Origin of the sequence: Paenibacillus sp. FSL H8-0104 (genome assembly GCF_038050215.1) — a bacterium.
GTDB classification, from domain to species: domain Bacteria; phylum Bacillota; class Bacilli; order Paenibacillales; family Paenibacillaceae; genus Paenibacillus; species Paenibacillus amylolyticus.
In genome coordinates, this window is record NZ_JBBOTC010000001.1 from 939,032 (window position 1) to 959,698 (window position 20,667).

At 45.6% G+C, this 20,667-nt stretch carries 15 protein-coding genes; 12 read left to right on the plus strand and 3 right to left on the minus strand.

The window, feature by feature from the left end; translation table 11 throughout:
• Window positions 1–5 precede the first annotated feature (5 nt).
• The 8 genes from gnpA to NST38_RS04335 all read left to right on the plus strand — a co-directional run bounded on the left by gnpA (window position 6) and on the right by NST38_RS04335 (window position 12,282).
• Window positions 6–2,186: a 1,3-beta-galactosyl-N-acetylhexosamine phosphorylase gene (gnpA, locus tag NST38_RS04300; RefSeq protein WP_076319995.1), complete on the plus strand. Its 2,181-nt coding sequence runs from the start codon at window positions 6–8 to the stop codon at window positions 2,184–2,186.
• A gap of 210 nt (window positions 2,187–2,396) precedes the next feature.
• Window positions 2,397–3,245 (plus strand): GNAT family N-acetyltransferase, encoded by an 849-nt coding sequence (locus NST38_RS04305; protein WP_076319994.1) that lies wholly within the window; start codon window positions 2,397–2,399, stop codon window positions 3,243–3,245.
• A 199-nt stretch (window positions 3,246–3,444) separates the two neighbouring features.
• Window positions 3,445–5,247, plus strand: coding sequence for a cache domain-containing sensor histidine kinase (locus NST38_RS04310; protein WP_076319993.1), 1,803 nt, complete (start codon window positions 3,445–3,447; stop codon window positions 5,245–5,247).
• 11 nt (window positions 5,248–5,258) lie between these two features.
• Entirely contained in the window at window positions 5,259–6,833 is a 1,575-nt protein-coding gene (locus tag NST38_RS04315) for a response regulator (RefSeq protein WP_341343809.1), read from the plus strand.
• Window positions 6,834–7,011: 178 nt separating this feature from the next.
• Window positions 7,012–8,682, plus strand: a complete 1,671-nt coding sequence (locus NST38_RS04320; RefSeq protein ID WP_017690608.1) for an extracellular solute-binding protein — start codon at window positions 7,012–7,014, stop codon at window positions 8,680–8,682.
• Window positions 8,683–8,818: 136 nt separating this feature from the next.
• Entirely contained in the window at window positions 8,819–9,793 is a 975-nt protein-coding gene (locus NST38_RS04325) for an ABC transporter permease (protein WP_036606005.1), read from the plus strand.
• Window positions 9,794–9,808: 15 nt separating this feature from the next.
• A complete protein-coding gene (locus NST38_RS04330) occupies window positions 9,809–10,708 on the plus strand; it encodes a carbohydrate ABC transporter permease (protein ID WP_340031893.1) in 900 nt (299 codons plus the stop codon).
• A complete protein-coding gene (locus NST38_RS04335) occupies window positions 10,705–12,282 on the plus strand; it encodes a glycoside hydrolase family 43 protein (protein WP_340031894.1) in 1,578 nt (525 codons plus the stop codon). The genes NST38_RS04330 and NST38_RS04335 overlap by 4 nt, the downstream gene beginning before the upstream one ends.
• 109 nt (window positions 12,283–12,391) lie before the next feature.
• Here NST38_RS04335 and NST38_RS04340 read toward each other — a convergent pair whose 3' ends face one another.
• Window positions 12,392–13,336: an alpha/beta hydrolase gene (locus NST38_RS04340; RefSeq protein ID WP_340031895.1), complete on the minus strand. Its 945-nt coding sequence runs from the start codon at window positions 13,334–13,336 to the stop codon at window positions 12,392–12,394.
• 194 nt (window positions 13,337–13,530) lie between these two features.
• On the opposite strand from NST38_RS04340, the gene NST38_RS04345 reads away from it, so the two are divergent.
• From NST38_RS04345 to NST38_RS04355, 3 genes are all read left to right on the plus strand, one after another.
• Window positions 13,531–13,860: an ArsR/SmtB family transcription factor gene (locus tag NST38_RS04345; RefSeq protein ID WP_017690603.1), complete on the plus strand. Its 330-nt coding sequence runs from the start codon at window positions 13,531–13,533 to the stop codon at window positions 13,858–13,860.
• A 166-nt stretch (window positions 13,861–14,026) separates the two neighbouring features.
• Window positions 14,027–15,802 carry a SulP family inorganic anion transporter gene (locus tag NST38_RS04350; RefSeq protein ID WP_340031896.1) on the plus strand — a complete coding sequence of 592 codons (1,776 nt, stop codon included), beginning with the start codon at window positions 14,027–14,029 and terminating at the stop codon, window positions 15,800–15,802.
• 168 nt (window positions 15,803–15,970) lie between these two features.
• Window positions 15,971–16,960 (plus strand): phosphotransferase, encoded by a 990-nt coding sequence (locus NST38_RS04355; protein WP_341343810.1) that lies wholly within the window; start codon window positions 15,971–15,973, stop codon window positions 16,958–16,960.
• 113 nt (window positions 16,961–17,073) lie between these two features.
• Here NST38_RS04355 and NST38_RS04360 read toward each other — a convergent pair whose 3' ends face one another.
• Both NST38_RS04360 and NST38_RS04365 read right to left on the minus strand, forming a co-directional pair.
• Window positions 17,074–18,096 (minus strand): DUF4003 family protein, encoded by a 1,023-nt coding sequence (locus NST38_RS04360; protein ID WP_341343811.1) that lies wholly within the window; start codon window positions 18,094–18,096, stop codon window positions 17,074–17,076.
• Between the two features lie 42 nt (window positions 18,097–18,138).
• Entirely contained in the window at window positions 18,139–18,504 is a 366-nt protein-coding gene (locus NST38_RS04365) for a DUF6713 family protein (protein ID WP_341343812.1), read from the minus strand.
• Between the two features lie 168 nt (window positions 18,505–18,672).
• Between NST38_RS04365 and NST38_RS04370 the strand changes: the two genes are divergently transcribed.
• Window positions 18,673–20,646, plus strand: a complete 1,974-nt coding sequence (locus NST38_RS04370) for a serine hydrolase domain-containing protein (protein ID WP_341343813.1) — start codon at window positions 18,673–18,675, stop codon at window positions 20,644–20,646.
• Window positions 20,647–20,667 lie beyond the last annotated feature (21 nt).

The window sequence follows — 20,667 nt, forward strand, 5'->3', positions numbered from 1 at the left end:
CCCAATTGTCCAAATTAACCAAAGGCTCCTTTACACTACCGGGAGAATCCGGTTATGAAGCACTGACGCTTGAACTTGCCAACCGCTGGGGTGCCGATGTGATCCGTGACAGTGACGGTACAAAGTTGTCCGATGAGATTATCAATGCCGGATATGGCATCTATTCAACCATTTGCATTATTCGGGATCATAATGAGTGGGCATCCCGTAATTTGGATAAGTTGCAGCAATGTTTTCTCATTACGAATCCGAAGGTTGCTGTGCAAGATTATGTATCCATCTATCTGATGGAGGACTTCTTCGCTGAACAATTCAGGGTGAATGATTCGAAAGAAGCGTTTAAGTATTGGCAGGTGTACGACCGAACGACTGGGGAAGAAGTTCCTAGAGGACAGTGGAATTATGAAAGGGAATCTGGCAATGTTGTCATTACCGGCGTTGCTCCTTGGCATAAATACACGGTGAGTTTCATGGTTTATCGGATCTGGGAAGAGATTTCCATGTACAATCACACGACGAATAATTGGGACAAAGAGCATCTGATGCAGATTGACCCGATCTATACAGACACCCAAACCTATTTGCTGGATTGGATGGAAAAGTGGTGCCAAGAACACCCGGAAACAACCGTTGTACGTTTTACGTCCCTATTTTATAACTTCGCCTGGATCTGGGGCAGTGATGAGCGGAATCGCCATCTGTTCTCGGATTGGGGTTCATACGATTTCACGGTGAGTTCGAGAGCGCTGGATCTGTTTGCTCAAAAATATGGGTACTCACTCTCAGCTGAGGACTTTGTGAATGGTGGTAAATATCAGGTCACTCATATGCCTGCGAATCAGCGCAAACTGGACTGGATGGCATTTATCAATGATTTTGTGATTGAATTCGGTAAAAAGTTAATTGATATTGTACACAAGCATGACAAGCTGGCGTATGTCTTCTATGATGACAGCTGGGTGGGCATGGAGCCGTACAATGACCGCTTTGAGGAGTTTGGATTCGACGGCATGATCAAATGTGTGTTCTCCGGTTATGAGGCAAGAATGTGCTCAGGCGTTAAGGCTGATACCCATGAGATTCGCTTGCATCCCTACCTGTTCCCAGTTGGCTTAGGCGGGCTTCCTACCTTCAAAGAGGGAGGCGACCCTACCCTGGATGCCAAGAAATATTGGATTAATATCCGGCGTGCGCTGCTGCGTGAGTCGATTGACCGGATTGGACTGGGTGGATATTTGCATCTGGTTGAGCCTTACCCGGACTTTGTGGATTATATCGAGAAGATTGCCCATGAATTCAGGGAAATGAAAGAGCTGCATCAAGAGGGAAAACCATATCAGATCAAGACAAAGGTAGCCGTGCTGCATAGCTGGGGCAAGTTAAGATCGTGGACCTTGTCCGGTCATTTTCATGAAACGCATATGCATGATCTGATTCATGTGAATGAGGCATTAGCCGGGTTGCCTGTTGACGTGCAGTTTATTGATTTTGATGATATTCGTCAGGGCGCATTGAAGGATATAGATGTCGTCATCAATGCCGGCTCTGCAGGTTCAGCATGGAGCGGTGGAGCGCATTGGAGTGACCACAAGTCTGTGGACTTATTGACCCAATGGGTGTACGAGGGTGGTACCTTTATTGGCATTAACCAGCCTTCGGCAATGGACGGGTACGACAGCTTTTTCAGAATGGCTCATGTGCTTGGGGTAGATGAGGATACAGGTGCAAGGGTTGTTCATGGAAAATGGTCGTATGAAGTTAATGATGAGTATGGTTTGTTGCCTGAGGGGGCCAGCATACTTCCGAAAGATAACATTTATCTTACTGATGGGTCAGCAGCTGTAGTGAATGAAACGGATGGTCAGATCACACTGTCCACACATGCTTTTGGAAAAGGAAAAGGGATCTACCTGCCTTCCTTCGAATTCAGCTGGGAAAATACAAGACTACTTCTGAATTTGATTCGATTTGCGGGCAATGAATTCCATGAAACAAAGTACATCACGGATAACTTGTATACCGAGTGCGCCTATTACCCCGAGAGCAACATATTGGTTGTGATCAATAATAGCAATCAGGTTCAGTCCACGACGATCAATACAGAGCATGGAAAACAGACCGTGGAATTGGACCCGTACGATACGGTGATCACCAAAATTGGTTTAACAAAATCGGTATCCCCATAGAATAATGACTCGATAGACCGTATTCCTTAACCAGGGAGCGGTCTATTTTAGTTATTAGGACGTGTCTGAAAACTCTGAAGAAAGCAGATTTTATCGTACGGATATTACTTTATAGTTTTAACACTATTTAGTAGAATATTTAAATAAGGATAGGGATCATGAGCCCTAATATATTATTGTTTTCATCTTTTTAAAGGAGAGAGTGCCCTAATGTACAGTTATAAATTGTTGGACAAAATAAGCATGGAGACACTTCACGAGGCGTTTGTGGATGCGTTCTCCGACTATCAGGTTAAAATGGATTTGCCTTTTTGGAAGTTTCAGCAAATGCTCCAACGAAGGGGTTATCACCCCGAAATTTCTATGGGAGCCTTTAAGGATGAGAGAATGGTCGGATTTGTTATCAATGGGCTTCGAAGCTGGAATGGAAAGACAACTGCATATGATCTTGGGACAGGCGTTGTAAAAGATTGCAGACGGCAAGGCATTACAAGCAATCTGCTCTTGAATATTCAAAAGCTGTTAAAAGAAAAAAATGTAGAGCAATATTTGCTGGAAGTCATCCAATCCAACGAATCTGCAGTTCAGCTGTACAGTAAACAAAACTTCAAAATTCAAAGGGAATTTTCATGTTTCCAGTTGCAAAAAGATCAATTCATACCGCAAACGACCTGCACGGTGGAATGTGTGGAGAGAATCGATGTAGAGCAGTTTAAGGAATTTTGGGATGTGGAGCCCTCCTGGCAAAATTCAATTGATTCCATCTACGCTGTACCGGAGGCTTTTATCTATGTGGTTGCACGTCAGGATCAAAGCATTGTTGGCTATGGCATTATAGATCAAAAAACAGGTGATGTTCCACAGCTTGCAGTGAACCAAAATTACCGGGGCAAAGGTATTGCAAGCAGCATCCTGACAGAGATGGTCCAACGCACAGAATCTCCTAGAATCAGTGTCCTCAATGTGGAGTCTCATCTGAAACCGATGGAAGATTTCCTCTTGGTCAAATCAGGTTTTTCATATCATGTGGGCCAGTACGAAATGCTCTTGAAATTATAACGTGATCGTCGTTTCGACTTAAGATCAGATCGGGTTCATACGAAAATATGTGGGGTGTTAGTGTCTGTCTTGTTGGGCCAGTTGAACGGGAGGTTGATTAAAGGCTTCCCGGAAATCCTGGATAGCAGTATCCAACCCATCCTGTACTCGTTATAATAATGTTGATATATGACATGGTTAGAGGAGACAAAGACATAACATGAGCCGCAAGAAATACTGTAAGCGTATTCAGTTTCTGGATGATTGGAGTCTCAAAACCAAGTTGTACATATTGTTCATTTTTTGTGTGCTGGTCCCGGTCCTGGTCACAAATACCGTGTTTTACCAAAGCATCAAAGGTAACATTGAAGAGAAGGAGCATAGCCGATTCAATGAAATGCAGCAAAGGATCAAGTTCAACCTGCGGAACAGTATAGACAATAGCTTGTATGTGTCCAATTTTCTCTATACCGATGGAACGCTGAACCGGTTCATGGAGTTCAAGTATCGCGATCAGGAAGACTATTACTCTGCCTACTATGATATGCTTAGCAACAACAATCTGGTCAGGTACTACTACAGCTACCAGCAGGTGAATCAAATTACGTTTTATGTTGGCAATGATACCTTCGTCAATGGAGGAAACTTCATTAAGCTGGATGATGAGGTGAAGAAAAGTGATTGGTATCAAGCGCTGATGAACACGAGCGACCATATCATGATCTATTCGTATTTTGACAAACAGCAGGCGGAGATGTCGCAAAGTCAGGGAGGACGCAAAGTAAGCATTATTCGTAAGCTGGATTACTTTGGGGAGCAGCAGGTTGAAAAGGTGTTAAAGGTTGATCTGGACTACGCTTTCATCAACAAATCGCTTAAAAATGAGGGAGCCAATGGGAAGGTGTATGTCGTTTCGGATGGCAGGGTCATTTTCTCGAACGATTCAAAAATGAATCAGATGCGCAAGCCATTTAATTTGATTGCAAACAGTCCAATTGATCCTGTTCAATCCATGCAATCGATTCCAGTCGTATCCGAGGATTGGCAGATTGTCGTCAGCACGGAGAAATTGGACGTTCTGTCGGAGATTGTTAATTCCAAGCTTAATTTGACTTTACTAATCATTCTTAATCTGTTGGTGCCGACACTGCTAATTTGGTTGATATCCAGATCACTGGTCATCAGAGTTGATCGGATAGCGAAGCACCTGGATCAAGTGAAGCATGAGAAATTTGAGGTGATATCGGGACCTGTGGGCAAAGACGAGATCGGCAGCCTGACCCATAGTTATAACATGATGGTCATCAAGATCAAGAACCTGATTGAGATTGTGTTTAAGGGCCAGGTGGAGCGGCAAGCCCTTGAGCTCTCCAAAAAGCAGGCGGAGCTGAAAGCCCTTCAGAGTCAGGTGAATCCCCATTTCATGTTCAACACGCTTGAAACGATCCGTATGCGGAGTTTGATCAAGGACGAGCTTGAAACCTCCGATGTCATTCATAAACTGGCACTGCTGTTACGTCAGACGATCAATTGGGGCGATGATCTGATTACAATCGCAGAGGAAATCAATTTTGTAGAGAGTTATCTGAGTATCCAGCAGTATCGCTTTGGTGAAAAGTTGCAATTTGCAATCCGGATCACAGACGAATCCATTGCTGCCATGATGATACCCAAGCTAACCGTTCTCACCTTTGTGGAGAATGCTTGTATCCATGGCATTGAGGGGACTTCGAATGATGGGGTCGTGGAGGTGTTATTCGAAATTCGAAGTAATGAACTGTACATTTCCATTCGAGATACCGGAGTCGGTATGGATCAGGACAAGCTGGCCTCGCTCCGCAAAATGATGCAAGACCCGAGTATGGATCGGATGAGCGAGCTTAGCAGCATTGGTATGATGAATGCATATATTCGGCTGCGGATGTATTTTGATGATTTCGTTCAGGTGCACATATTCAGTGAAAAGGGGAAGGGAACAACGATTGGCATTCAAATTCCTCTTATGCAGGCATCTCAAGAATAAGGAGCGAGGATATGATCAACGTGCTGATTGTGGACGATGAGCCATTTATTCGCCAAGGACTTCTATTGTTAATTGATTGGGAGTCTTACGGATTTCAGATTTGCGGTCAGGCTTCCAATGGCATGCAGGCCTTGGAGTGCATACGCGCTATGCAGCCCGATCTGGTGATTTCCGACATCAAGATGCCGGAAATGGACGGATTGCAGCTTGCCAAAACCTTGTACGAGCAATATGGCGGTGACATCAAGCTGATTCTTCTAAGTGGATTCTATGAGTTCGGATATGCCAAGCAGGCGATTAAATACCAGGTGGATGACTACATTCTCAAGCCTATTGTGAAGGCCGAACTGGTTCAGGTGCTTGAGGAGTTCAGGGTCGCATTTAATGCGCGGACAGAAGAGAAGCGATATCAGCAAAAAAAAGATCGGATTATTATGGCCCAGCATATGCAGTCGATCTTGCTTGGGGTGGCCGAGGAGGAAGCTGTTACGAGTCTGCAGCCCCACTATCAAGATGCCGGCATACTGCGTTGCATCCTGATTGAGGCGGAAGCCGGTCCAGAACAGGGAACGGATTGGTGCGCTAGAGTTGAGGCGTGGGTGGGCAAGCCCTTGCCGGGACAAATTTTGAAGCCGTTCACCGGTGATAAAAATGCGGTTCTGCTCATGGTTACGGACCTGATGGTGAACCGTGAGGCAGTGACCTTGGAGCAATATTTGACCCGATTACATGCCGATCTGAGCCATGGTCAAGAGGCGGCTATTGCTTGTTATGTCGGAAAGGAAGTACATGAGTTGGAGGCGCTGCACGAGTCTTATCAATCCTGCGGCATAATGAAAAGCTTACGTTTCTTCACCACTTGCAGGCCCATTTATTACTTCGAACTTATGGATACGACCTTATTTGTTAATCGGCCGGGACAGTTCGAAAAACAATTATTTGATAGGCTAGTCAAGTCTATTGAGGAACAGCAGACGGATGAGTTATACAGTCATGCAAAGGCCATTTTTCAATTTTTTCTGGATGAGCGAATCGAGCCTGGTATTGTCCGCATCCACTTGCATTATTTGGCATACACATTGCTGGATCTCGTGAATAACGATACGGTTACTCCAGATTCGGGGTTGATGGAATCGACTTTTCTGAAGGTGAACTACGCGATGTTATCCATGGAGGAAAACATTGAACATTTATGCGAATTCTCGCTCATGTGCGCAGAGAAACTGAAGGAGCAGCAAAAGTCAAATGCGATGGGCGTATTAGCCAAAATTGAGGCCTTCATTCACGAGCATTACAGAGAAAATATCAGCCTGAAATTGCTCGGGGAGCAGTTTTACATGAATAGTGCATATCTGGGTCAGATTTTCAAAAAGCATTTCTCGATCAGCTTCAGTGATTATTTGAATCAATTACGTATTGAGGAAGCCGCCCGGCTGTTGCGCAGAACAGATCAAAGAGTATACGAAATCGCAACAATGGTGGGATATCGGGATTCCGATTACTTTATTAGCCGGTTCGAGAAACTCATGGGGGAGACTCCTGCACAATATCGTAAAAGTGCCCATGCTGCGTACTCTCTTGATTAACATCCTGCACTCCTTGACGGAGCGGCGGGATATTTTTTTTCGCAGATGCTGGAATTAGTGGGATTCCATCTATAGTTTATCCCGTTGAGAGGGGCATGGAAGCATGATAATTTTAAGTCAGCCTTTGGAAAGCGCTTTCCAAAAAGCTTCTGTCAATATAATCGATGGAGGGGTCATGATGAAAAAGGATGTTAGAAAAAGAATCAAGTATAGTGCTCTGCTCGCTTTAATACTGGTCATCGCACTCACTGGATGTACACCGGGATCGTCCTCGAAAGGGGAAAAGACAGCAGATGGAAGGGAATTGAAACAATTTTCCGCATTTTTTGCCGTACCGGGAAAAATTGCGCCTGACGATAATCGGGTGTTAAAGGCTATTGAGGAGAAAACAGGCGTCAGAGTCACGATGGACTGGCTTACTGGCCAAACAGCCAAAGAGCGGATTGGTGTACTCATTGCAGGCGGCGAATATCCCGATTTTATCGATGGGAGTGATGGTACTCAGCAACTGGTAGCAGCAGGAGCGTTAGTACCTCTTGAGGATTACATCGATAAATATCCAAACATCAAAAATTACCTGGGCGAAGACTGGAAGAAGATGAAAAATACGACGGATGGACATATCTACTTCATTCCTCAATTCGGCAATATACAAGAAAAGTCGATGAAAGTATCCCATGACGGAGAAGCATTCTGGATTCAGAAGGCCGTACTGGAGTGGGATAATTATCCGACAATCAAAACGCTTGACCAATACTTCGACTTGATTGAACGATATAAAGCAGCTCACCCGACCGTTGATGGTCAGCCAACCATTGGATTTGAAATTATCTCCTATGACTGGCGTTATTTCGCACTGGAGAACCCTCCGCTCTTCATGGCTGGTTATCCTAACGAAGGCGCAGCCATCGTTGATAAAGAAACGCTGACGGCCAAAAACTATAATACCATTCCGGAAGCCAAGGCATATTTCAAGAAGATCAATGAGGTATATCATCAAGGTTTGGTCGATAACGAAACCTTTACAGCAAACTATGATCAATATATCTCCAAAATTTCAACCGGACGTGTGCTGGGCATGGTGGATCAAGGATGGCAGTTCCTTGACGCCGAGGCATCACTCGTGAAGCAAAAATTGTACGACAAAACCTATGTACCGTTGTCCATTACACTCTCCGAGGATGTTAAAGGGCGTTATCAGAACAATCCAATCCTTAACGTGAATGGTGGCCTGGCCATTACAAAGAGCTGCGAGGATATCGAGGGAGCACTTCAATATATTAATGATTTGCTGGACCCTGAGATGGAGGTATTGAGAACCTGGGGACAGGAAGGCGTGGATTACCAAGTAGATGACAAAGGCGTGTTCTCCAGGAATGAAGAGCAACGTGCGAATTCCAAAGATCCGGACTGGGTGCTGGCAAACACGGGAAGCCCGTTGGTCTATTTCCCGCATCATGAAGGCATGACCGCTGACGGGAAAAATGCCCTTGACCCTAAGGAGCAGCCGGAGGAGTATCTTGCTACATTGAATGACATCGACAAAAAAGTGCTGAAGGCTTATGGATATACGAAGTTTACCGACTTCCTTGAGCCTGCGGAGGAAAATGAACCGTGGTTCCCAATCTATACCTATAATTTTGAACCGAATAAACCGGAGACCATCGCCAGACAGAAAATGGACGATGTAAAACGCAAATGGCTGCCCAAAGTGATTATGACTTCACCAGCCGAATTTGATAAGGCTTGGGAAGAATATCAAGCCACGCTCAAGGAAAGTGCAGATATTAAAGCGTATGAAGATGCGCTGACGGAAGAAGTCCGCAGACGTATGGAACTGTGGGGATAAAGGCCTGTCACACAGAAAGGCTATGGGGAACCCCGTAGCCTTTCTTACACGCTAGATTGGGAGATTGGATAGGAATGGAATCGATTCACCCAGACTGGGTGATATAGATAAACTCGTAAGCAAGGAGAGAAAAAACATGGCCAAAAAGGAGCTGCAGCCTTCGTTAAAAACCAGCCATATCCCTGCGGGAACAAGCTGGATCGGGTACAACCTGTCCAGAATGAAAAGTCAGCGACAATTAATGTGGATGTCATTTCCGTTTATTGCGTTTATCGCTATTTTTGCGTATGGACCATTATGGGGCTGGTTGATGGCGTTTCAGAATTATAGACCGGGCATTGGTTTTATGGAGCAGGATTGGGTTGGGGTGGATCATTTTCGAACGTTATTCACGGACCCTACATTTTTACGTGTCATTCGCAATACGCTGGCGATGAGCCTGATCAGTCTGTTTCTGGGATTTGTCGGCTCGATTGGTCTGGCGCTCTTATTGAATGAACTGCGAATGGTATTGTTCAAACGCGTGGTACAGACGGTTTCCTACCTTCCGCATTTCCTGTCATGGATCATCGTAACAGGTATTGTTGCGAATGTATTATCAACGGAAACAGGAATAGTGAATGTGCTGTTGACGAAATTGGGCCTGATTGATGCACCGATCAATTTTTTTGCCGAACCAAAGTACTTCTGGGGGATTGTAGGTCTGTCCAGCATGTGGAAGGAAATCGGCTGGGGCACGATTATTTATCTGGCGGCCATGGCGTCGATTAATCCGAGCTTGTACGAGGCAGCTTCCATCGACGGAGCCGGACGGTTTCGTAAAATGTTCAATGTCACACTTCCAAGCATCAAACCAACAATTATTATCCTGCTCATCATCAACGTTGGTAACGTACTGAACGCAGGTTTTGAGATTCAATACTTGCTGGGGAACGGACTTGTGCAGGATGTATCCGAGACGATCGACATTTTTGTTTTGAAATACGGGATTAATCTCGGCAACTACTCACTTGCCACCGCAGCAGGCATTTTCAAAAGTGTGGTCAGTCTGGTGCTCATATTTATCGCCAACGGGATTGCCAAGTCTCTTGGTGAAGAGCGATTGATATGATAAGGGGGCAGAACTGTGAAGCGATTTAGCAGAAAACGAAGCTTGGGTGACTCTATTTTTTCCATCACCAATGGCATATTTATGTTGCTTGTCATGGTTGTTACGTTATATCCTTTTTTAAACACCATTTCCGTATCTTTCAATAACGGGCTGGATACGATCCGCGGGGGGATCTATCTCTGGCCGAGGGAATGGACGCTGCAAAATTACGTCTCCGTATTCCAAAACCCGAATCTGACACAAGCCGCATTTGTTTCGGTCGCCAGAACTGTGGTGGGAACGGTTGTACAGCTGTTCTGTACAGCCATGCTGGCCTATGTGCTGAGCCGCAAGGAGTATATGTTCAACAAATTGGTCACAACGCTGTTTGTCATGACGATGTATTTCAGCGGTGGTTTAATTCCGGGATACATGCTGATCAAACAAGTGGGGCTGCTGAACAGCTTCTGGGTATACATTATTCCCGGGTTGATCGGGGTGTTCAACATGATCGTCATTCGTACCTACATTCAGGGACTGTCCGAGGGATTGATAGAATCCGCGAAGATGGATGGAGCCGGAGATTTTCGGATTTTCATGCGCATCGTGCTTCCGCTGTCCAAGCCGGTGTTGGCTACAGTCGCTTTGTTCATTGCTGTAGGTCAGTGGAACTCCTGGTTTGACTCCATGTTGTACACGGCGGGAAATCGGAATTTGACCACCTTGCAGTATGAGCTGATGAAATTGTTATCCTCTGCGACCTCACAGGGGGGAACCGTCAATGTGGATTCATTCAAAAATGTAACCAACATGGTGACGCCTGTATCTATTCGGGCAGCAATCACGGTTGTGACGGCAATGCCGATTGTTTTACTGTATCCGTTCTTACAAAAATACTTTGTGACTGGACTAACCATTGGAGGGGTAAAAGAATGAAAAATTCAAATCAAGGCGAAAAATGCACGTATAACAATCCGATTATGCCCGGGTTTTATCCAGATCCGTCCGTATGCCGGGTGGGTGAAGATTTTTATCTGGTGACATCAACATTTGCCTATTTTCCTGGCGTTCCGATCTTTCAGAGCCGTGATCTAGTGAATTGGAAACAGATTGGGAATGTGTTGGACCGCCCTTCACAGTTAAATCTTCAGGGAGCAGGCCATTCACAGGGGATATTCGCACCAACGCTCCGGTATCATGAAGGCACCTTCTATATGATTACAACCAATGTATCACATGGCGGCAATTTTGTTGTAACCGCTACCGACCCGGCTGGGTCATGGTCTGATCCTTATTTTATTGAAGGCGCAGAAGGCATAGACCCTACGATTTTCTTCGATGACGGCAAAGCGTATTACCTTGGTACACGTCCTTGCTCCGAGGGAGTTCGTTACAATGGGAACTGGGAAGTGTGGCTGCGGGAGTTGGATCTGGGCAGTATGAAGCTGGTGGGAGACAGTTACGTTCTGTGGCGCGGGGCGATGGTGGATGTCATCTGGCCGGAAGGCCCGCATCTGTATAAGATCGATGAATATTACTATTTATTGATTGCAGAGGGAGGCACAGGGCCAAACCATGCCGTGACCATTGCTCGTAGTAAAAGTTTGACCGAAGGATACGTCGGGAATCCGAATAATCCAATCATTACACATCGCCATTTGGGTAAACGTTACCCTGTTGTTAATGTAGGACATGCCGACTTGGTGCAGGCTGCGAACGGTCAATGGTTCATGGTCATGCTTGCTTCGCGTCCATATGGAGGGAGCTATAGCAACCTGGGGCGGGAGACGTTCCTTGCTTCTGTCGTTTGGGAGGACGGATGGCCTGTTGTTAATGAGGGCCGCGGAATCCTGGAGGAGCAGGGCACATTGGATTTGAAGCCTGTTCCGGTAGAGCCGCAACTGCGTTTTGACCATTTTGACAGTGATAAACTGGGCTTGCAATGGATGTTCCTGCGCAATCCTCAGGAGGATCTATATTCATTAACCGAACGAAAAGGATACTTGCGGCTGAAGCTGAAACCGCAAACATTGAAGGAAAAAGAAAATTCCAGCTTTGTTTGTCTGCGTCAAAGGCATATGGATTATGTCGCAGCTACAGCGATGGAATTTGTGCCCGGGAATGCCAACGAAACGGCTGGTCTTGTCGTCATTCAGAACGATCTGTATCACGTACGGATTGAGCGTGCTCTGGTCGAGAATCAGCAGGTGCTGCGTGTGGTGACCGTTATAGATGGTCAGGATAGCCACATTGCGCAAATCGCGCTGGATGATGAAGTATCGCGAGTGTATATCAAACTGGCTGCGACAGGTCAGCAACTCAACTTCTATTACAGCACGGATGGAAGTCAGTATCATCTGGTGGCGGAACAGGTGGATACAAGCAGCCTGAGCACCGAAGTAGCCGGCGGCTTTGTTGGCTGTTGTATCGGAATGTTCAGCAGCAGCAACGGTACTTCTTCCGATCAGGTAGCGGACTTTGACTGGTTTGAATATGGTTCATATAAATAATATTTAGATGATAGAATAACAGAAAGTAAGCTCAATCCGGTGGCGGTAGTCCAGGGATTGAGCTTTTTTTCGTTCTTTTTGCCAAACGGCTATGGGAAGGCTTTGCAGTTTATTGTCCAGCTTCATGTGTTGAGCTTTTTATGATGTTAATTATTTTACGCTGCGCATCCCTGGCTTCCGGAATCGGATAGAGGACAAAGACATGGTTCATTTTGGGGTAAACGTACGTTTGATGATCGATTCTTTGATCCGTCAGCAGTTTGTCGAGCTTCATATTATCAGGAAACAAACCCTCGTGAGTCCCGATAAAGATGCTGATTTTGCCCAGACCGGCGAAATCTCCGTAGATTGGACTGATTAACGGATCGTTCAACGGTTTGTCAGCTGCCCAGATCCGCCGGATGACATCATACCCTTCGACAGCGAGCATAGGGTCGCGGGTCTCATAATCAAATATGACCGGATTGTCCAGCAACATATCCACACAAGGTGATAACAAGATGATATCTTTGGGCTGCGGGAGATCATGCATCTTCAGATAATGGGCCAAGGCTAGGGATATGTTCCCGCCTGCGGAATCCCCCATAATGGTGAGTTGTGCCGGGTCGTCTACGGAGGCAAGCAAATCCCTGTATAGATTGAGCAGTTTCGGATACGTGTGCTGATAATTAAAATGCGGAACCTTTGGATAGATGGGAGCAACAACTTTGGCATTCAGAGCCTGAGCCATGCGGTCCATGAATTTCCAGTGTAAAGACAGCGGCTGGTGTGTATGCGCCCCGCCATGAATGTAGAGAATGACCTTCTGTTCACGGGAATGCTGATCGTTTAATGTAAACACCTGCATGTCTTCATGGGAGCGATCTTTAATGGAAGATGACAGTTTTGTTTTACCCAAGGTATAAGGTTTAATGTTTTCCAAGCCCATATGATCCAGGTGTTTGCGGGTAAGCTCGCGTGTTGAAAAAGTTTTCTTGGTATCTAACGTTCCGATATATTTCTCGAATAGAAAGCTCGTTAACGAGCGTTTATGATTATGGATATACATGTTCATTAAGGAATCACCCTTCCTGATGGAGTTCAGATATACGGTCTGTGGAGACTATAAGTAAAGTATAAAGGTTGAAGTGTACTTCAAGGTCAATCTTAATTTTTCCATCAAACCGTTTACGGTTAGAGTAAAGCATGGTACCCGTTCTATGTTATGATATTTGCATCTTCAAAAGTTCGATTGAAGGGGCATAGCGTATGAATCAGAGCATACAACAGTTTAAAGCGGATTTTTTCAAAGCGTTGGCACACCCGATGCGGATTCAGATTCTGGAGCTGCTGAGTGAAGGAGCCAAGAACGTGAATGAACTGCAAAGCATTCTGGGATCGGAAGGCTCTGCTGTTTCACAGCAACTGGCTGTATTGCGTAGCAAAAACGTTGTCCACGGAATCAAAGAAGGGACAACCGTCACCTATTCGCTGCGTGATCCGCTGATTAAGGACCTGCTGGCAGTCACCAAACAGATTTTTGACAATCATCTGGTTGATGCCATTTCCATGCTGGAAGATATTCGTAAAGAGTCCTGACACAATAAACAAGAGCAACTGGGTGTAATCTCCGGAGGTTCTTGTTTTTTTGTGTTAGGTTCCTGCTGGGATTGTGCGTAATCCGATTGACAGGACGTATGCAGGGGAGTAGTCTTTTAAATATATTCAAATATTCAAATATATGAAGAAAAGAAGGTTTTTGTACATGAAATGGATGGGGAGATATGCAGGGTACAATGCTGCCGCTTTTCGCAAGGATCTGTTATCAGGACTGATTGTAGGTATCATTGCGATTCCACTCGGTATGGCCTTTGCCATCGCCTCCGGGGTCAAACCGGAGTATGGATTGTATACCACAGTAATCGCAGGGATTCTCATTTCCTTGCTGGGTGGGTCCAAGTTCCAGATTGGCGGGCCAACGGGGGCATTCATTCCGATCCTATTTGCCATTGTGATGCAGTATGGATATGAGAATCTGCTGATCGCCGGAATGATGGCCGGTTTGATGCTTGTACTAATGGGCGTATTCAAGCTTGGGGCATTAATTAAGTTTATTCCAAAGCCGGTGACTATCGGTTTTACGGCAGGGATCGCCGTCATTATTTTTAGCGGACAAATAACGAACTTTCTAGGACTTCGAGGCATCGAGAAACACGAAGATTTCTGGTCCAATATGAAAGAAATCGGGATGCATATCTCGACGATTAATATATACAGTGTGCTTACAGCTGGAATCTGTCTGGCTGTTCTTCTGCTTGTGCCCAAGTTTGCACCGAAGGTGCCTGCATCACTGGTGGGGCTGGTTCTTTCGACGGTAGTCGCAACGTTCTTTTTTGAAGGGCAGGTGGCTACAATTGGTTCGTCCTTTGGCGCCATACCTAACTCCTTGCCTCAGTTTCATGTGCCAGAGATCACTTGGGAACGTATCGTGAACTTGCTGCAACCCGCTTTTGTCATCGCCATGCTGGGTGGAATTGAATCGCTGCTATCCGCAGTTGTTGCCGATGGCATGACCGGAAGTCGGCATAACAGCAATCGAGAGTTGATTGGGCAGGGGATTGCTAATATGGTGACGCCGTTGTTTGGTGGTATTCCTGCAACAGGAGCGATTGCACGCACAGCAACAAATATCAAATCCGGCGCAGTATCGCCATGGTCTGGCGTGATTCACGGTGTAGTGGTTTTGCTGGTACTTGTTCTCTTTGCGCCATATGCATCCCACATTCCTCTTGCCAGTATGGCTCCTGTTCTCATGCTGGTTGCCTGGAATATGAGTGAACGGAGATCCTTCATACATGTCATGAAAACCAAAACGAGTGATTCACTCGTTCTGCTGATTACCTTTTTGCTGACTGTATTTACAAGTTTAACAACGGCTGTAGAGGTTGGGTTGATTCTGGCGGTCCTTTTATTTGTTAAACGGATGAGTGAGATGTTGAAGGTTGCCAAAGTACTACCCGATCCCGATCATAAACATGAGAAAGTCATGGCCCACATGGTTCGGGAAGGACATGACTGCCCGCAAATAAGCCTATACACAATTGAAGGGCCACTGTTTTTCGGCGCAGCGGATATGTTCGAGAAGTCGGTCATGGATTCGATTCATCGGCGACCAGGCACTCTGCTGTTACGCATGGGTAAGGTGCCTTTTATGGATACAACAGGTGAATCCAATCTGGCCCGTGTTGTCAAACATATGGAGAGATCCGGGGGCAGGATTTTACTTTCAGGCATTCAGGCGCAACCGTTGGAGATGTTGAAGAGAACAGGTTTGATTGAACGAATTGGTTCGGATCATATGTTTGAGCACACGGGTGAAGCCATCAATTATGCATTAGTGCATCTGGATGTTCAGAAATGTAGGGGGTGCAAACACTTTGCCTTTCGTGAATGTGCTGCATTGTCGAGCGCTGGCACCGACCCAGAGTGTAATAACCTGCTGAAACCTGGAAAGCAAGTCAATGTAAATAGCCCTATCTAACCTGCTGATGAGAGAGATGGAGCTATAAGAGTCTAGAGAGTATTTGCTTATCAAAATATATATTCTGGAAAATAAACGAAAAATATACTATGTTATAGGTTGATAGGTGAAAGGATTACATCGTTCATCAGATGAGAAATAATCATATTAAACCGAAGGAGCAACCATATGTCCATTCAACCGACTGCTTTACGTTCAGTGCTTAACCCCAGGTACCTGGAGTCTGCATTGAGGAATCACTATGACATTGGAACATGGGAAGAATGTTTGTTTTGGCTTAGAGGACTGAATGATACTTACCGGGTTCGCACGTCCAGTGGCATGTACATTCTCCGTATCTACCGCACTGAAATCACGGAGGCAGATGTTCAGTATGAGCTTTCATTATTGTCTCAACTGAAGAACGTTCTAGGTTCTGCGGAACATACCGACATTGGAGAATACATCGAGAAGAAAGATCATACGGGATATACGGTGTTGGAGGCTGCGGAAGGCAAGCGGGTTGCTGTAATGTTTCGGTATATTGAGGGTACGGAGAACAACCTGGAGGATGAGGAGTCTTGTTACGCCTTTGGTCAATCTGCGGCTGAATTGCATGAGGCTATGGATCAGGTGAACATGGAGCTGCCACGATATGAGCTGGATCTGAAGTTACTTATTGACGAACCCCTTGAGCGAATTATCCACTATATCGGTGAGAACAATGAAGCAGCAGCATTTCTCCATACGTTTGCCACAACGTTAAAAGAACGCATCGTTGCCACTTCCAGACAAGAGCTGGACTTTGGTCTGTGCCATGGCGATATGCATGGGAATAACAATGTGTTTCAACAGGAACATCAGTTCATCCATTATGACTTCGAGTGGGCAGCCAAAGGCTGGCGTGCCTATGATTTAGCTCAAGTGAAAGTTCGAAAAAGACAGTCTGATGAGCGAAAAGCAGCATTATGGGATGCGCTCATGGCAGGATATCGTTCAGTCAGAAGTTTCTCTGCCGAAGATGAGCAGGCGGTTGATCTCTTTATTGTTGCTCGCCGATTCTGGGTGATGGGACTAGATGTTGCTTTTATTGAGAGTGATATGGGTGCGCTGGACTATGGTTCGGATTGGCTGGATAGTTTCGTGGAAGAGTTCCGGGATACGGGGATTATATCCTAGCGAATGATGAACATTATTTTAGGTGTAGGTTTGAATGCTTTAAGACCCTTCCGAGTCAACTTAAACTCGGGAGGGTCTTTTTCATCTTATACTGAAGGTAACAGGGTCACTTATTAATTCGATGATGATGAAGAAGCGGCAGCAGCCGATGCTGCGGCAGTTGCGGCCATGGCGGCCTGCTGGGCGATGATAATATTTGTGATACTGGTTGAGATTGCTGTCGTAAGCACACCGTTCCGCAGATTCTCCACATGTTGAATGGCTACCAGAGCAGACGAGAACAGGAGCAACTCCTGTTTGTCGATTGACCAGGCACCGAAGCCTTTTTGAGTCCGTAACCAGTCATTTGTTTCCGCGACTTCATCCACTAATGAGTCTCTGTCCGAAGGCAGTAGAGAAAGTATTCCGAGAGAGGCTAACGTATACGTTTTGTCCATTCGAAGATCCCTTTTGCGAAAAGCTTCATTTAAGGCAATCACACGAGCACCTGCATCCGGGGGATCATCTCCAAGAACCAGAACCTGTGTTAACGCCTGCACACTGTTTCTGGAAGAGAACTCTGGTTTTAATTCCCCGTAGAGTTGTTCCATACGTGCCACACCAGTATCCACCTCGAGATCGGAAAGGGCTAACATGGCAGCGAAAATGTAGTCATCCTGTCCAGTGAGGAAACGATGCTCTGCTTTCATGCCGTCATAAAATGATTTGGCCCGCTCCACCGTAGGTTGAAACTGGTCAGGTGATGTCTGAGTAGCGATCTGATAGGCGGCAATAACCAGATAATCGGAGTTGCGAAATTTGATCTCTTTCATCAAGTCATAGACATGCAAGGTGTCTGCCAGCTTCGTCTCTGCATCCGTTGTAAGGGAGAGCATGGCAGCAACGCTAATGGCCGAATTACCTCTGAATGCAGAGAAAAGCTTTGTGTTTTGCTTAATCAACTCATGGCTTTGACGAATAGCTTCCCCATCCGCTGTTTTATTCTCCGCTGCATAGAGCAGGGCAGCCAGACGTTGCATCATCGCATGTTGCCATTTGAACGACTCCTTGATGATCTGGGTATTGGAAACAAATAATTCAACTCGTTCTGCATGATGCTGCTGCATAGGCACACCTCCATATTCACTGTTATTCAACAATACCCTTCCAGCTTCCTTCATTCTGTCGGTGTAAACAGATTAGATGATTAGGAATATCAAATGAATTAAAGCGATTATTCCCATAGGGTAGATCAATGATCTGGAGAACCCGTTTTTAAATTCATTTCGAGGATGTTTTTCGAAAAAGAAGTGTAATACGGTATGTATGATGAAAAAGATATCCAGCACCCAAAATGTAACGGTCTGATATGAGCTAAAAAGAAGAGAGAGGATGATGGTATACATTGGCAGGTGAATCCAAGTGAAATACCTATAGGCTTTATCATCTTCCATATCTTTTAACACCATAAACAATTTCCACTCGGACCGCCTGATGGCATCCATTTCGTGAAGCAGAAAGAGAGACAGGTTAAACAAAAATAAAACCAGTAAAAAGTCAGGCATGTAAAGTCTCCTTTTCCTATTCAATCTGCTCCTATCTTACTAAAGGTAATTTAATTTGGCAAAATATGAAAAAAAGGTTCACGCTCCGTTCATACGTGCTTGATATGCTCTCGAAAGAAAGCGTAAGGAACAGGTATTAAAAAATATGCGGAGTGGTGGGGGCAAGTCATGTCATCGTTGATAAGAAAGATTTTTGGGAAAATGATTTTACTGGTGTTATTGTTAGGCATGATATTAGGGGCAACTGGATTAGGGACCATGCCACTATCGGCAGCAGTATCCAATCCGGGATTAAATTCGGGTAAATTGGAGCAAGGAGTCGTAGCTAATCTGGAGGATACTGATCAGTTAACGGCATTCATGGATGGGATGATGGATGTGCAAATGCGATCTTTACAGATTCCAGGCGCAGTCATTTCGATTGTGAAGGATGGGAAGATCCTGCTCTCCAAAGGGTACGGACATTCGAACATCGAAGAAAATAAACCCGTTGATCCCGAAACCAGCTTATTTCGAATTGCTTCGACAACAAAGCTGTTCACATGGACCGCGGTGATGCAATTGGTTGAGGCGGGCAAGCTTGATCTTGATACAGACGTCAACACTTATCTGAAAACGGTGAAAATACCGAAAACCTATGAGGAATCGATTACATTGCGCCATCTCATGACCCATACCGCAGGGTTCGAGGAGGGTGGTGTAGGTTACCAGATCACTACCGATCCCGGGAAACTTCCCGTCTCTATTGCTGAAACGATGGCGAAACATATGCCTGCACGGGTTAAGCCACCAGGCGAGATGCTGTCGTATTCCAATTATGGCGCTTCACTCGCGGGACTTATCGTCGAAGAAGTCAGCGGTGTTGCCTACAATGACTATATACAGAAAAATATATTTGATCCGCTGGGCATGAATTATGCTACGGTAGAGGAGCCTGTTCCGGCGTCTCTGGAACCTTATGCCGCCCTTGGATACGCCCGAGCTAACGGCGAGTTTGTAACCAAGCGGCCGACGTATGAGGGCGGATTCCGTCCTGCGGGATCAGGGAGCGTGTCGGCGAACGATATGGCTCATTTTATGATTGCCCATCTTCAAGACGGGCGATATGAAGATAAACAAATGCTCAAGCCAGAAACAGCCAAGCTCATGCATTCTCCGGCATTCCAGTTTGATGAACGTTTACCCGCCATGGATCTGGGCTTTTACGAGTTGAATATGAATGGACTGCGTGTGATCTCTCATGGAGGGGCCGATGAGCTGTTTAATACAGCGCTTTATCTTGTACCGGACAAAAAAGTGGGCATCTTTGTTTCCTATAGTGGAGGGGAAGGCGGAACGGCAGCAGAAGGGTTGGCGCAAGCCTTTTTTGACCGATACTATCCTGTACATGCAACTGAGCAGCCTAATGAAACTTCTATTGAATTCGGGGAGTCTCTGGAAAAATATGCAGGCTCTTATCAATTTACACGCCGTAATCACACGAAGATCGATAAGTTTTTCAGTTTTCTGACTCAAATCAATATTGAGGTTTCGGATAACCGACTGTTTATTGGAAGTGGTGCAGATCAGCAAGTGTATACTCCGATTGGCGTGAATTTATTCCAGGAGGTCGGAGGGACACATCAGATGGGGTTCCGCACCGATGCAGAGGGCAAGGTCACGTATCTGTTTCTGGATATATTAAACCCAATGCCGCTGGAACCTGCACCGTTAATGAACCAATCGAAGTTCTGGCTCCTCTTGCTCGGCATTTCGGTTGTTCTGTTCATCACTGTATTGCATGGATTTGTTTATCGCAGACGCGAAATCAGAGTGATGCCAAAAGTGCAAAAATGGGCAGTTCGGTTGTCAGCTATTACGTCTATATGGGGACTATTAACCTTGGGCGCAACACTTCTGGTGTTGAACATGAATCTGATTGATCGGCTTAGCCATATTCCACTATCTTTACGTCTCTATCTGTTTATGCCGATTATCCTTGTAGGGTTGACTGCGGCAATATTCATCATGGGCGTCCTGGCATGGAAAAACCAATATTGGACGTTATTGAAGCGTGTGCACTATACGTTTGTAATGGTAGCAGCGGTGATCTTGAGTTTATTTTTCTATTATTGGAACCTGCTGGGCTGGCATTTTGGTTGAAGACTTCCTCCCAAGTGGAAG

Coding starts and splice junctions, on each gene's coding strand:
- NST38_RS04335 (WP_340031894.1), top strand. CDS start 10,705: ATGAAAAATTCAAATCAAGGCGAAAAATGCACGTATAACAATCCGATT.
- NST38_RS04350 (WP_340031896.1), top strand. CDS start 14,027: ATGAAATGGATGGGGAGATATGCAGGGTACAATGCTGCCGCTTTTCGC.
- NST38_RS04310 (WP_076319993.1), top strand. CDS start 3,445: ATGAGCCGCAAGAAATACTGTAAGCGTATTCAGTTTCTGGATGATTGG.
- NST38_RS04340 (WP_340031895.1), bottom strand. CDS start 13,336: ATGAACATGTATATCCATAATCATAAACGCTCGTTAACGAGCTTTCTA.
- NST38_RS04355 (WP_341343810.1), top strand. CDS start 15,971: ATGTCCATTCAACCGACTGCTTTACGTTCAGTGCTTAACCCCAGGTAC.
- NST38_RS04365 (WP_341343812.1), bottom strand. CDS start 18,504: ATGCCTGACTTTTTACTGGTTTTATTTTTGTTTAACCTGTCTCTCTTT.
- NST38_RS04325 (WP_036606005.1), top strand. CDS start 8,819: ATGGCCAAAAAGGAGCTGCAGCCTTCGTTAAAAACCAGCCATATCCCT.
- NST38_RS04370 (WP_341343813.1), top strand. CDS start 18,673: ATGTCATCGTTGATAAGAAAGATTTTTGGGAAAATGATTTTACTGGTG.
- NST38_RS04305 (WP_076319994.1), top strand. CDS start 2,397: ATGTACAGTTATAAATTGTTGGACAAAATAAGCATGGAGACACTTCAC.
- NST38_RS04320 (WP_017690608.1), top strand. CDS start 7,012: ATGAAAAAGGATGTTAGAAAAAGAATCAAGTATAGTGCTCTGCTCGCT.
- NST38_RS04315 (WP_341343809.1), top strand. CDS start 5,259: ATGATCAACGTGCTGATTGTGGACGATGAGCCATTTATTCGCCAAGGA.
- NST38_RS04345 (WP_017690603.1), top strand. CDS start 13,531: ATGAATCAGAGCATACAACAGTTTAAAGCGGATTTTTTCAAAGCGTTG.